At 72.5% G+C, this 14,970-nt stretch carries 2 protein-coding genes; one reads left to right on the top strand and one right to left on the bottom strand.

Annotated elements, in window-relative coordinates:
• On the bottom strand, nt 1-11,384 hold an 11,384-nt coding region (locus ACFVUH_RS21165), incomplete at its 3' end, for an SDR family NAD(P)-dependent oxidoreductase (RefSeq protein ID WP_387914875.1).
• Nucleotides 11,385-12,105: 721 nt separating this feature from the next.
• On the opposite strand from ACFVUH_RS21165, the gene ACFVUH_RS21160 reads away from it, so the two are divergent.
• The gene (locus tag ACFVUH_RS21160; RefSeq protein WP_387914874.1) at nt 12,106-14,892 is read left to right on the top strand and encodes an ATP-binding protein; all 2,787 of its coding nucleotides are present in this window, start codon (nt 12,106-12,108) and stop codon (nt 14,890-14,892) included.
• Nucleotides 14,893-14,970 lie beyond the last annotated feature (78 nt).

Here is a 14,970-nt window from a genome sequence, read left to right as displayed (position 1 = left end):
TGTAGGCCGGTGAGGAGTTCGTCGTGGGTGGTGCCGGTGGTGGCGGCGCGGTGGTCGAAGTGGGTGCGGGTGGTGGCCAGGGCGTGGGCGATACGCGTGATGTCCTGGTCGGGGTGGCCGGTCACGTGTGCGGCCAGGCGGGCGGCCTGGTCGCGCACGGCCTGCTCGGTCTTCCCCGACAGCACCCACGGAACCACCGGCAGCGTGGGAAGCACGCCAGGAGTCAGGGCCTTGGCATCGGCCGTGGGAACCGTCTCCGGCGCCTGCTCAAGGATGACGTGGGAGTTGGTGCCGCTGATGCCGAAGGAGGAGACGCCGGCCCGGCGCGGGTGGCCGGTCTCGGGCCAGGGCGTGGCCTCGGTCAGGAGCGAGACGGCCCCGGCCTCCCAGTCGATGTGGGGGGAGGGCGCGTCGACGTGGAGGGTCTTGGGGAGCAGGCCGTGCTGCATGGCCTGGACCATCTTGATGACACCGCCGACGCCGGCCGCGGCCTGGGCGTGTCCGATGTTCGACTTGAAGGAGCCGAGCCACAGCGGCTGGTCGGCGGGGCGGTTCTTGCCGTAGGTGGCGAGGATCGCCTGGGCCTCGATCGGGTCGCCGAGTTTGGTGCCGGTGCCGTGAGCCTCGACGGCGTCCACGTCACCGGGCTTGAGGCCGGCACTGGCCAGTGCCTGGCGGATGACCCGCTGCTGTGAGGGGCCGTTCGGTGCGGTCAGGCCGTTGCTGGCGCCGTCCTGGTTGACGGCGGTGCCGCGGACCAGGGCGAGCACGCGGTGGCCGTTGCGCTGGGCGTCGGACAGGCGCTCCAGGAGGAGCAGGCCGACGCCTTCGGCCCACGTCGTGCCGTTGGCGGCCGAGGAGAAGGACTTGCAGCGGCCGTCGGGGGCCAGGCCGCGCTGGCGGCTGAACTCCAGGAACATGCCCGGATTGGCCATCACGGTCGCACCGCCGGCGAGCGCCATGCCGCACTCGCCGTTGCGCAGGGCCTGCGTGGCGAGGTGCAGCGCGACCAGGGAGGAGGAACAGGCGGTGTCGACGGTGACCGCCGGACCCTCCAGCCCGAGGGCGTACGCGACACGGCCGGAGGCGACGCTGGCCGTGGTGCCGGTCAGGATGTATCCCTCGACGCCTTCCGGACCCTGGTGGGTGAGGGAGACGTACTCCTGCGTGACGACGCCGGCGAAGACGCCCGTGTGGGTGCCGCGCAGCGCGGCCGGCTCCAGGCCCGCACTCTCGACAGCCTCCCAGGCGGTCTCCAGGAGGAGACGCTGCTGGGGGTCGAGGGCCAGTGCCTCGCGCGGGCTGATCCCGAAGAAGTCGGCGTCGAACAGGTCGGCGTCGTAGAGGAAGCCACCCTGGCGGGTGTAGGTCTTGCCGGGCGCGTCGGGGTTCGGGTCGTAGAGCTCGTCGATGTTCCAGCCTCGCGCGGCGGGGAATTCGCCGACCGCGTCGACGCCGTCGGCGACCAGCTGCCACAGCTCCTCGGGCGAGCTCACGCCGCCCGGGAACCGGCAGCCGATGCCCACGATCGCGATCGGCTCCGCGCCGCCGTCGGCGTCGCCGGTCGCGGCGGCGGCGACGGGTGAGGCGAAGGCCACGGCCTCGGCTTCGTCGCCGCCGAGTTCGGCCTGAAGGTGCGTGGCGAGGGAGGAGGCGGTCGGGTAGTCGAAGATCAGGGTGGCGGGCAGGCGCAGGCCGGTGGCCGTGCACAGGCCGTTGCGCAGTTCGACGGCGGTGAGGGAGTCGAGACCCAGCTTGTTGAACTCGCGGTCCGGATCGATGGTGTCCGTCGAGTCGTGCCCGAGCACGGCCGCGACCTGGCCGCGTACGAAGTCCAGGACCACCGGTAGCTGCTCCGCCTTGCTGCGGCCCGCCAACTGCTGCTGCAGGGCCGATCCGCCGCCGGCCGGCCCGGAATCGGCGGCCCGCCGGACGGACTTGCGGACAAGCCCCCGGAGGAGCGGCGGAACCGCGCTGCTCTCGGCCTGCTGGAAGGACGACGTGTCGAGTCGGGCGGGAATGAGCAGCGGCACACCGGCCGCGCCGGTGAGAACGGCGTCGAAGAGGGAGAGGCCGAGGCTGACGCTCATCGGGGCGATGCCGGAGCGTGCCCACCGATTGACGTCGGCGGTGTCCAGGGTGCTGCCCATGCCTGTTCCGGTGTCCCACAGGCCCCAGGCGAGGGAGGTGGCGGGGAGTCCGTTGGTGTGGCGGTGGTGGGCGAGGGCGTCGAGGTAGGTGTTGGCGGCGGCGTAGTTGGCCTGGCCGGGGGAGCCGAGGGTGCCGGCGATGGAGGAGAAGAGGACGAATGCGGAGAGGTCGGTGTCCTGGGTGAGTTCGTGGAGGTGCCAGGCCGCATCGGCCTTGGGGCGGAGGACTGCGCTGAGCTGGTCGGGGGTGAGGGAGGTGATGGTGGCGTCGTCGAGGATGCCGGCGGTGTGGATGACGGCGGTGAGGGGGTGCTCGCCGGGGACGGTGGCGAGGAGGGCGGCGAGCGCTTCGCGGTCGGTGGTGTCGCAGGCGGTGATGGTCACCTGGGCACCGAGTGCGGTGAGTTCGTCGGTGAGTTCGGTGGCGCCGGGGGCTTGGGGGCCGCGGCGGCTGGTGAGCAGCAGGTGGTGCGCGCCGTACTCGGTGACGAGGTGGCGGGCGACGAGAGCGCCGAGGGCGCCGGTGCCGCCGGTGATGAGGACGGTGCCGTTGGGGTCCAGGGCGGGTGTGGCGGTGTCGTGCGGGAGGGTGGCGCGGGTGAGGCGGGGGGCGTGGGCTCGGCCTTCGCGGAGGGCGAGTTGGGGTTCCTCGGTGGTGAGGGCGGCGGGGAGGGCGCGGTGCGAGGCGTCCTGGCCGTCGGTGTCGATGAGGGTGATGCGGTGGGGGTGCTCGTTCTGGGCGGAGCGGATGAGGCCCCACAGGGGTGCGGTGGTGAGGTCGGTGATGTCCTCGTTGTCGGTGGTGGCCACCGCGTGCTGGGTGACGATCACCAGGCGCGTGCTGTTCAGCAGTTCGTCCGTGAGGAAGCCCTGCACCAGCGCCAGCGTGCCGACGAGCAGCTCCCCGACCTCGGCGGCTCCATGGGGAAACAGGACCGGAAGGACCAGGTCAGGGGCAGGCGCTCCGGCGGCGATTCCGTCGTGCAGAGCCGCCAGATCCGCGTACGACTGCGTGGGCAGACCGATGGCCCCCAACCCTGCCGCGAGCGGCGAGTCCGTGCTGCCGAGGATTCCCCACGGGCCGGCCGGGGCGGGCACATCGGTCGGCACCGGTACGGGCGTCCAGTCGAGCCGGTAGAGGGAGTCGGGCTGCTTGATGAGAGCGGAGGCCAACTGGTCCGGCGTCACCGGCCGCATCGCCAACGATTCGGCGGTTGCCACGAGCGCGCCCGTGGGATCGGCGATGACGACCGACAGGGTGTCCTGCGCCGACCAGGTCAGCTTGACGCGCAGCCGCGTCGCACCTGCGGCGTACAGGGTGATCCCGCTCCAGGAGAACGGCACCCTGATCTGGTCGACCTCCTCGCCGGTGTCGGGCAGGCGCTTCGTACCGAGGGCAGCGGGTTGGATGGCCGAGTCCAGCAGCCCGGGGTGGATGCCGTACGCGCCTGCGTCGGCGCCGTCCGGCAGCGTCACGTCCGCGTACGTCGTGTCACCGTCGCGCCACGCCGCGCGGACTCCGAGGAACAGCGGGCCGTAGCCGAAACCGGCCCCCGACATGCGCCGGTAGAAGTCGTCCACGTCGACCGGAATCGCTCCGGTCGGCGGCCAGGCCGTGAGGTCGGGCTGCAGCGCAAGGGCGGCAGTCGCCAGGAAGCCGGTCGCGTGACGTGTCCACTCGTCGCCCTCGCCCGCTTCCTCCGGACGCGAATGGACGGTGAAGGGCCGACGGCCGGAGTCGTCCGCCGCACCGACCAACAGACGCAGGTGCAGTGCGCCCTGCTCCGGAACGGCCAGGAAGACGTGATGCGTCAGTTCGTCGACCTGGTTGCAGCCCAACTGGGCGGCGACATGGAGCAGCAGATCGACGAAGGCGACACTCGGCAGGATCAGCGTCCCGTGCACGGCGTGCTCGATCGCCCAGGAGGGCTCGTCGACCGAGATACGGCCGGTGAACAGGTGCCCGTTGCCTTCGGGGAGTTCGATGGTGGCGGTGAGGATGGGGTGGTGGCTGGGGGTGATGCCGGCGGTCGTGATGTCGCCGGTGGTGGGGGTGGGGTGGAGCCAGTAGCTCTGGTGTTGGAAGGGGTAGGTGGGGAGGTCGGTGTGGGTGCTGTGCTGTCCCAGGAGGGTGGGCCAGTTGATGTTGGTGCCGGTGGTGTGGAGGGTGGTGAGGGCGGTGGTGAGGGTGTGGGTTTCGGGGGTGGTGGGGTTGAGGGTGGGGATGGTGGTGGTGTCGGGGTGGGTGGTGCGGGTGAGGGTGGTGAGGGTGGTGTCGGGGCCGATTTCGAGGTGGGTGGTGACGCCGTTGTTGTGGAGGGTGGTGAGGGCGTCGGTGAAGCGGACGGCTTCGCGGATGTGCCGGGTCCAGTAGGCGGGTGAGGTCAGTTCTTCCACCGTGGCGATCTGTCCGGTGACGTTGGAGATGACCGGGGTGGTGGGCGCCGTATAGGTCAGGGACTCGGCAATGGCCCGGAAGGCGTCGAGGATGCCGTCCATGTGCGGGGAGTGGAAGGCGTGACTGACGTGGAGCTGCCTGGTCTTGCGGCCTTGTTCGGCGAAGTGGCGGGCGATGGTGTGGGCGGTGTCGTGGTCGCCGGAGATGACGGTGGAGTGGGGGGTGTTGAGGGCGGCGATGGTGACGCCGTCGTGGGCCTGGAGGAGGGGGAGGATCTCGTTTTCGGTGGCTTGGATGGTGATCATGGTGCCGTCGGTGCGGGCGTTTTGCATGAGGCGGCCGCGGGCGGCGACGAGGGTGGTGGCGTCGGTGAGGGTGAGGACGCCGGCGGCGTGGGCGGCGGTGAGTTCGCCGATGGAGTGGCCGGTGAGGTAGTCGGCGTGGACGCCCCAGGTGCGCACGAGGGTGTGGAGGGCGGTTTCGAGGGCGAAGAGGGCGGGTTGGGTGTAGGCGGTCTGGTGCAGGAGGTCGCCCAGTTCGCTGCCTTCGGGGGCGAACATGACGTCGCGCAGGGGGTGTTGGAGGTGGGGGGTGAAGTGGTCGCAGACGTTGTCGAGGGCGGCGGCGAACGCGGGGAAGACGTCGTACAGTTCGCGGCCCATGCCGTTGCGCTGGGAGCCCTGCCCGGTGAACAGGAACGCGATCTTCCCGCCGGGGGTGGTTGACGTGGGTGTGGTGCCGTTGGCGATGGCGCGTAGGCCGGTGAGGAGTTCGTCGTGGGTGGTGCCGGTGGTGGCGGCGCGGTGGTCGAAGTGGGTGCGGGTGGTGGCCAGGGCGTGGGCGATACGGGTGATGTCCTGGTCGGGGTGGCCGGTGACGTGCTCGGCCAGGCGGGCGGCCTGGTCGCGCACGGCCTGCTCGGTCTTGCCCGACAGTACCCACGGAACGACCGGCAGCGTGGGGGAGGCTTCGGCGGTCTCCAGCGCTTCGACCGGCGCTTGTTCGAGGATGATGTGGGCGTTGGTGCCGCTGATGCCGAAGGAGGAGACGCCGGCCCGGCGCGGGCGGTCGCTCTCGGGCCACGGGGTGGCCTCGGTGAGCAGCGAGACGGCCCCGGCCTCCCAGTCGACGTGCGGGGAGGGCGCGTCGACGTGGAGGGTCCTGGGGAGCAGGCCGTGCTGCATCGCCTGGACCATCTTGATGATGCCGCCCACGCCGGCCGCGGCCTGGGCGTGTCCGATGTTCGACTTCAGCGAGCCGAGCCACAGCGGCTGGTCGGCGGGCCGGTCCTTGCCGTAGGTGGCGAGCAGGGCCTGGGCCTCGATCGGGTCGCCGAGTTTGGTGCCGGTGCCGTGGGCCTCGACGGCGTCCACGTCACCGGGCTTGAGGCCGGCACCGGCCAGCGCCTGGCGGATGACGCGTTCCTGGGAAGGGCCGTTCGGGGCGGTGAGGCCGTTGCTGGCACCGTCCTGGTTGACCGCCGAGCCGCGGACCAGGGCGAGCACGCGGTGGCCGTTGGCCTGGGCGTCGGACAGGCGCTCCAGGAGGAGCATGCCGGCGCCTTCGGCCCAGGCGGTGCCGTCCGCCGAGTCGGCGAAGGACTTGCAGCGGCCGTCGGGCGCAAGACCGCGCTGGCGGCTGAACTCCAGGAACATGCCCGGGGTCGCCATCACGGTCACGCCACCCGCGAGCGCCATCGTGCACTCGCCGTTGCGCAGGGCCTGGGCGGCCAGGTGAAGCGCGACCAGCGAGGACGAGCACGCGGTGTCGACCGTGACCGCCGGACCCTCGAACCCGAAGCTGTAGGCGATGCGCCCGGAGGAGATGCTGGGGTTGATACCGGTGAGGAGGTAGCCGCCGTAGCCCTCGGGGGCGTCCTGGAGACGCGGGCCGTAGTCCGGGGCCATGGAACCGACAAACACGCCGGTGCGGCTGCCGTGCAGTCGGGCCGGGTCGATGCCGACGCGTTCGATCGCTTCCCACGCCGTTTCGAGCAGCAGACGCTGCTGCGGGTCCATGGCGACGGCTTCGCGCGGGCTGATGCCGAAGAAGTCGGCGTCGAACAGGTCGGCGTCGTGCAGGAAGCCGCCCTCACGGGCGTACGTCTTGCCGGAGACGTCCGGGTCCGGGTCGTACAGGCTGCCGAGGTTCCAGCCGCGGTTGGCCGGGAAGGGACCGATGGCGTCGACGCCGTCGGCGACCAGCTGCCACAGCTCCTCGGGCGAGCTGACACCGCCCGGGAACCGGCAGCCGATGCCCACGATCGCGATGGGTTCGTCGCCGGCCTCGACCGCGGTGTCCGCCGTGACGGGGCCCTCGCCGAGGAGTCGGCTCCGCAGGAAGCGGACGAGGCCGAGCGGCGTGGGGTAGTTGTAGAGGAGCGCGGCGGGCAGTTGGAGGCCGGTCGCGGTGTTGAGGCGGTTGCGCAGTTCGACGGCGGCCGTGGAGTCGAGGCCGAGGTCCTTGAAGGTGCGGTCGACGTCCACGGTGCCGGGCGAGTCGTGGCCGAGGACGATGGCGGCGTTGCCGCGGACGAGTTCGAGCAGGGCCTGCTGCTGGTCCGCTTCGCCGAGGACGGCGAGCCGCTGTGCCCACGGGGAGTCCGAGCCGGCCGCGGCGGGTGCCGCGTGCTCGGCCGCGCGGCGCAGATCGAGGATCGCGCGTACGTCCGGCACGTCTTCGAGCAGGGGGACGGGGCGCACGGCGGACGCGTCGATGTCGGCGATGGCGAGAGCCGCCTCGTCGTCGGCGAGGGCCTGCTCGACGGCGGCGGTGATCAGTTCGGGCGCGAGGGGCCGGGACCCGCCCCAGGCGATGGTGGTGGCGGCGCGGCCCTGCGCGCGGCGGCGCTGGACGAGTGCGTCCAGGACGGTGGCGTGCGCGGCCCCGTTCCGGTGGGTGGTGTCGCCGAGGGCGTCGCCCACGATTCCCGCGAGCGGGGGCAGGACGACGAAAACATCGAGGTCCAGGTCGCGGGTGAGCTCGTCGAGGGACAGAGCCGTCGCCGCGTCCGTCGGGCCGTCGGCGTGGACGACTGCCGTGAGCGGGTGTTCGGCGGGGATGCCGGAGAGCAGTGCGCGGACCTGGTCGTGGTCCGCCAGGTCGGCGGTCGAGACGGTCACCGCGGTGCCGTCGGAGGTGAGTTCGTCGGCCAGGCCGTGCAGGGCGTCGATGCCGTCGGGGCTGCCGGTGAGCAGCAGGTGCGGTGTTCCGGTGCGGGCCAGCCGGCGGGCGAGATGGGGGCCGAAGGCGTCGGCGGCGCCTGCCACCAGGACGGTGCCGCGCGGTCGCCACGGCGTGCCGCCGGGGTGCGCGGGGCGAGGGGCGGGGACGAGCCGGCGGGCGAAGATGCCGGTGTCGCGGATCGCGACCCGGTCCTCGCCGTCGATGCCGGCCAGGACCGCGCACAGCCGGGCGGCGGTGCGGCTGTCGAGCGGGCCGGGCTCCGCGGCGGACACCGGCAGGTCGACCAGCCCCGACCGCAGTGCGGGGCGAGCGTGTTCGGCCGCGAGGCAGAGGCCCCAGGTGCGGGAGCGCACGTGGCTGGGGGCCGCGTCGGTGTGGGCGGCGGTGACGGCGCCGTACGTGGCGGTCCACAGCGGGACGGTGGCACCGGCGGTGTCCATGGCGTCCAGGACGGCGTCCAGGGCCTTGCCCGGGTCGAGGTCATCGTCGAGGGCCAGCAGCGACAGCACTCCGGTGGCGCCGGTGGCGGGGTCGCCCAGGTGCCGGGCCAGCGCCGGCCCGGCGTCGGCGGCCTCCGTGACCGGCACGGCGGTGACGCCGGCCCCGCGGGCGGCGAGGGCGGCGGCGAGCGAGGTCACGGCATCGGTGTCCGCGCGTGCGGCGGGGACGAGCAGCAGCCAGGTGCCGTTGAGCTCCGTTTCCGCGTCGGCGCTGACGGGCCGCCAGGTCAGGCGGTAGCGGAGGCCGTCGAGTGCGGTGTCCCCGCTCCGGTCGCGCCGCCACGAGCCGAGTACGGGCAGCAGCGAGTCGAGCGACTGCCGCTGCTCCTCGGGCAGTTCGAGTTCGGCCGCCAGGGCGTCGAGGTCGCCGCTCTCGACCGCGGTCCAGAACGCGGCATCGGTGGGGGCGCCCGACCGTGCGGGTCCGGCTGCCGGCGCGGTGGGCGGCGGCTCGGGCCAGTAGCGCCGGCGCTGGAACGCGTACGTGGGCAGCAGGGTGCGGCGGGGGCTGCGTCCCGCGAAGAGGGCGGGCCACGACACGGCGACGCCGCGGGTGTGCACCTGGGCGAGGGAGGTGAGCAGCGACTGCGGGCCGTCCTCGTCGCGGCGCAGCGAGCCCACGACGACCGGAGCGGTGGCCGCGTTTCCGTCGAGGGCGCTCTCCAGGGTCTCGTGGAGGCCGTTGGCGAGCACCGGGTGGGGGCTGACCTCGATGAAGGTCGTGTGGCCGGCGGCGGCCAGGGCGCGGGTGGCGCGTTCGAACTCGACGGTGTGGCGCAGGTTCCGGTACCAGTAGTCCGCGTCGAGGGCGGCGGCGTCCAGGACGTCGCCGGTGACGGTCGAGTAGAAGGCGATGTCGGAGGAGCGCGGGGCGACGTCGGCGAGCGCCTGCAGCAGTTCGTCGCGGACGGCCTCGACGTGGGGGGAGTGCGAGGCGTAGTCGACCGGGATCCGGCGGGCCCAGACACCGTCGGCCTCGCAGCCGGCGAGCAGCTCGTCGAGGGCCTGGGGGTCGCCGGAGACGATGGTCGAGGCGGGGCCGTTGACGGCGGCGACGGTGAGGCGGCCGTTCCAGCGCTCCAGCCGGTCGGTGACCTGAGCGGCCGGCAGCGAGACGGCGGCCATGCCGCCGCTGCCCGCGAGGTCGGCGATCGCGGCGCTGCGCAGGCTCACGATGCGGGCGGCGTCCTGCAGGGACAGCGCTCCGGCGACGTACGCGGCGGCGATCTCGCCCTGGGAGTGGCCGACGACCGCGTCCGGCTCGACGCCCAGGGAGCGCCACAGCCGGGCCAGCGACACCATGACGGCGAAGAGGGTGGGCTGGACGACGTCGACGCGCTCCAGCGACGGAGAGTTCTCGGCGCCGCGCAGGACATCGAGCAGCGACCAGTCCACGTACGGGGCGAGCGCGTCGGCGCACGCCTGGATCTCGGCCCGGAACACCTCGGAGGTGTCGATCAGGTCGACGGCCATCCCGGCCCACTGGGAGCCCTGGCCGGGGAAGACGAACACGGTGCCGCCGGTGGCGCCGGCCGTGCCGCGGACGAGGGCGGGCGCGTCCTTGTCGCGGGCCAGCGCGGTGAGACCGTCGAGAAGGTCCGCGCGGTCACGGCCGAGGACGACGGCGCGGTGCTCGAAGGCCGTGCGGGTCGTGGCGAGCGACCACGCCAGGTCGCCGTCGTCGGTGTCCGGGTGCGTCTCCAGCCAGGTGTGCAGCCGTCGGGCCTGCGCGCGCAGGGCGGTCCTGGTGCGGCCGGACAGCGCCCACGGCACGGGCGCGCCGCCGCTCTTCGGGGCGGTCGGCGGGGCGGCGGCCGGCGCGGTGTCGGCGGGGGGTTCGGAGACCACGAGGTGGCAGTTGGTGCCGCCCATGCCGAACGAGCTGACGCCGGCGATCAGGGGCGCGTCGTCGCGCGGCCAGGCGCCGAGCCCGGACCGGACGGTCAGCCGCAGTGAGTCGAGGTCGATGTCGGGGTTCGGCGTCTCGAAGTTGAGGCTCGGCGGCAGCTGCCGGTGCTTGATGCTGAGAACGGTCTTGAGCAGGCCGACGATGCCGGCGGCGCCTTCCAGGTGGCCGACGTTGGTCTTCACGGAGCCGACGGCGAGCGGCGCTTCGGGGGCGTGGGCGGCGCCGAGGGACGCGCCGAGGGCGGCAGCCTCGATGGGGTCGCCGACCTTGGTGCCAGTGCCGTGGAGTTCCACGTACTGGACGTCGGCGGCGTCCACGCGGGCCTCGCGGCAGGCCCGGCGGATGACGTCCGCCTGGGTGTCCTTGCCGGGGACGGTCAGGCCGTCGGTCGCGCCGTCGTTGTTGACGGCCGAACCGCGGATGACCGCGTGGACGGTGTCGCCGTCGGCGAGGGCGGCCGCGAGCGGCTTGAGGACGATGACGGCGCCGCCCTCGCCGCGGACGTAGCCGTTGGCGCGGGCGTCGAACGTGAAGCACCGCCCGTCCGGGGACAGCCCGCCGAACTTGGCGCTGGCCAGGGTGCTTTCGGGCGCCAGGATGAGGTTGACGCCGCCGGCGACCGCGACCTCCGACTCGCCCCGCCGCAGGCTCTCGCACGCCATGTGCACGGCCACCAACGAGGACGCCTGGGCCGCGTCGACGGTCAGGCTGGGGCCGTGCAGGCCGAACGTGTAGGACACGCGGTTGGCGATGACGCCGCGGCTGACGCCGGTCAGCGTGTGCTGGGTGACGGTGTCCGCGCCGCGCCGGTGCAGCAGGTTCGCGTAGTCGCTCCAGATGGCGCCGACGAAGACACCGGTGCGGGTGCCGTGCAGGTCCGCCGCCACGACGGCCGCGTCCTCCAGGGCCTCCCAGGTCAGCTCAAGGGCGAGCCGTTGCTGCGGGTCCATGGCGAGGGCCTCGCGGGGCGAGATCCCGAAGAACCCGGGATCGAAGCGGTCGACCTGGTCGAGGAAGCCGCCGTAGCGGGCGCCGCGTTCCGCCGGCGTGCCGGTGCCCCCGAGGCGCGCGTCGTCGTCGAACCGGTCGGCGGGAAGCTCGGAGATGCCGCTGTGCCCCTCGCTCAGCAGTCGCCAGAACGCCTCCGGATCGGGGGCCTGGGGAAGGCGGCAGGAGAGGCCGATGATGGCGATGCCATCGTCGTCGACCCTGGGAACAGCAAGATTCGACTCACCTGTCATCGCGCTGCGCAGCCCTCTCATCCATTGACTTCGAGCGATCGAATGCCCCTGAGCGGTGCTCATGGCGAACTACGAACGCCGCAGTTGGCAAGAGTTGCTGCGGGTCCTAATCGAGGCCTTACACGCCTCTAAATCCTTGGACGGGTGGAAGAAGGGAAGGGGGCGGCCGGCCGGAACGCGGTTCCCACGGTGGCGGGCGAGCGTCCACCGCCCCGGGCCACGCGTCTGCTGTGGTGTGCGGATCGCCCGCGCTCGGCGAAAGGGAGATGACCGCAACCCCGACCGCCGCGAACGACGTCCCGGCCTCCGCAACGCCTTCGTCCCACTCGCCGCGCACTCATCTACTGGCGATGCGTCAACAAGTGGACTCAGTAATCGTGTTAAGAGTTCTTATCGAAGGCTGATGCGTGTGCGTGCTAGGCTCCGGTCCATCGCTTTGGTTGCGGAGGCAAAGCGGCATGCCCGGATACTTCCCTGCGGTCGGGAAGGGGGGCTGAGGTGGGCGACGCGCGCCGGCGCCAGGGGCATCCCGGGCCCTGAACTATAGCCCACACCAAGCCCGGTGAGGCTCGCTGGCGTCCGCATCCGTTGGCCATGGCTTTGGGTGTGCCCCGCGCTGCGCAGCGTCGCAGAGCTGTGTGCTCCGTGTGGGTCGTCGGTCAGAAGCGAAGCAGCTAGTTGACGCTCAGCCATGGCGCTGAAGACCCGGGGATTGCGATTGATGCGGTTGATCGAGAGAGAACGCGAGCTTTCCGTCCTGACCCGTCTGGTCCGCGGATGCATCAACGGCGCCGGTGGTGTCGCCGTGGTCACCGGTGCGGTGGCGAGCGGCAAGACGGCACTCCTCCAGCGCCTGGCCAAACACGCGGTCGCCAACGGTGCGGTCTTTCTCAGCGCGACGGGCTGGCGCGCCGAGCGGACCCTGCCCCTGGGACTGGTGCGCCAGCTCCTGTACGGCGTCGACGTGCCGGACGGCGGTGTCGAGTTCGTCCAGGCGCTGCTGGACGGCACCTTGGCCGCGACGCTGTACGAGGCCGACAACGGCTTCGAATCCGGCTCCGAGTCCGCCTGGGCGGGCACCGCGCTGCCCGCGTCGGCGCTGCACGGACTGTGCAAGGTCTTCCTCAACCTCACCGAGCGAAGCCCGGTCGTCATCGCCGTCGACGACGCCCACCACGCCGACCTGGCCTCCCTGAGCTTCCTCCGCTACCTGGTGCGACGCCTCACGACGGCCCGCATCCTCGTGGTGTTCACCCAGTCCAGCCGGCTGAAGTTCGGCCGCACGACCCTGCAGACCGAGTTCCTGCGCCAGTTCAGCAGCACGTCCCTGCACCTGGGGCCGCTGTCCCCGCGCGGGGTCGCCGACCTTCTCGCCGACTACCTCGACAACCACGTCGCCCAGCGCCTCGCCGCGGACTGCCACCGGGTCAGCGGCGGCAATCCGCTGATCGTACGGGCGCTCGCCGAAGACTACCGGGCCTTCGCCAGGAGGACACCGGACCAGTGCGTCTTCGGGGACGTCTTCAGCCGCGCGGTGACCGCCTGTCTGCTCCGCAGCGAGAGCTCGATGCGGCAGGCCGCCAAGGCACTGGCCATCCTGGGGGAGCACGCCACCCGGCAGGCGCTGGAGGAAATGCTCGAACTGAGCGGTGAGGCCACGGCCGACATCGTCAACGCACTGGGCGACGTCGGCCTGCTGGAGGACGGCTGGTTCCGGCACGAAGGCATACGCGCCGCGATACTGAACGCGATGCCGCACGAGGAGTACGCGGCCCAGCACACCAGGGCCGCCAAGGCCCTGCACAACCTCGGCGCGCCCGCCCGCGACATCGGCCGGCACCTGATCGCGGCCGAGGGTCCCGAGGCCCCCTGGCACCTGCGCACGCTGAGGCAGGCGGCCGACGAGGCCCTGTGCGAGGGCGACGTCAACTTCGCCATCCGCTGCCTGCGGATGGCCTACGGCCTGTGCACCGACCTGCGGCAGCGGGCCGGGATCCGCTCCGCGCTGCTGCGCGCCGAATGGCGCGTCAACCCGCTCGCCGTCGCACGGCACCTGCCGGAGCTGACCGAGGCGGGCAGGCAGGGCCTGTTGAACCGGCGGGACACCAACTGCCTGGCCGGCCACTACCTGTGGCACGGTCAGCCCGAGCAGGCGCTGGAGATCCTGGACGCCTCGGCGGCGAACCGCGGCACGCCCTCGCCCCGGAGCGCCAGGCTGCTGGCCTCGCAGGTGTTCCCGGGGCTGGCGTTCGGCTGGTCGGAGGCCCCGGATCCGGCCGCCGATCAGGGCCTGTACTTCCGGGTGGCCTCCGCCCTCGCCACCGTCCTGACCGGTGGTGACGATTCCCGTGTCGCCGTCGCCGTCGACACCGCAGAGGAAGCCCTGCAGAGCTGTCGGCTGGACGACGACACGCTGACCGTCGTCGTCACCGCCCTCACGACGCTCGTCTACGCCAAGGGGATGGACCGCGCGGCCTTCTGGAGCTGCCAGCTGGTCAACGAGGCCGCGAGGCGGCGCGCCCCCATGTGGCAGGCGCTGCTGGCCGCGGTGCAGTCCGTCATCCATACCAGGCGCGGGTCGTTCCCCGAGGCGGAGGAGTGCGCGCGGACGGCGCTGACCCTGGTCCCGGCGCCGGCCTGGGGCGTGGTCGTCGGCGTACCGATCGCCGGCGCCCTGCTCGCGACCGTCGCGCAGGGGCGTATCGACGACGCCGCGTGCTACGTCGCCATGACGGTGCCCGAGGCGATGTTCCGTACCGCGTCCGGTCTGCACTACCTGGAGGCCCGGGCGCACTACTACCTGGCCACCAACCGCGTGCACGCCGCGCTCGGCGACTTCCAGAGGTGCGGCGAGCTGATGGAGAGCTGGGGCATCGACGTGCCCACTGTGGTGCCCTGGCGGGTGGGAGCGGCCGCGACGTACCTGCGGCTCGGCCGGACCCGGGAGGCGCGCGAACTGCTCGACGACCAGCTCACCCGGCTCGGGCCGCGCCACGTCCGGACCCGCGGAATGTCACTGCGGCTGCTGGCCGCCATCCGCTCGGAGCCCGCCGACCGCCTGCCGCTGGTCACCGAAGCCGTCGAGCAACTGCGGTACTGCGACGACAAGTACGAACAGATGCTCGCCGTCGCCGACCTCAGCCGGGTCCACCGCATGCTGGGCGAGAACGGCCTGGCCCGACTCCAGGCCCGGCGGGCCCACCGACTGGCGGAACAGTGCGGGGTGGCCCTGCCCGCGGACAAGCTCTTCGCGGAGTCCGCCGGCCTCCTCGCGCACGGCCTGCTGCCGCAGCGCTACCACGAGGTCGCCCCGGTCAACGAACTGAGCGATGCCGAGCGCAGGGTCGCCGCCCTCGCCGTGCACGGGCACACCAACCGGCAGATCGCCGACAAGCTGTTCATCACCGTCAGCACGGTCGAGCAGCACCTGACCCGCGTCTACCGCAAACTGCGGGTCGCCCGCCGCTCCGACTTGCCACTGGACCTGCAGTCCGACGTGGTGGGCTGAGGTCGCGCGGCGCCGAGAACCGCGGCCGGGCGAAGGAGCGGCCGGTCCTCCGGAGGCAGGCGTGCCCGAGCGGCCAAG

The sequence above is a fragment of the Kitasatospora sp. NPDC058032 genome, assembly GCF_042885845.1.
Lineage (GTDB): Bacteria > Actinomycetota > Actinomycetes > Streptomycetales > Streptomycetaceae > Kitasatospora.
This window is presented reverse-complemented; position numbering and strand designations above follow the sequence as displayed.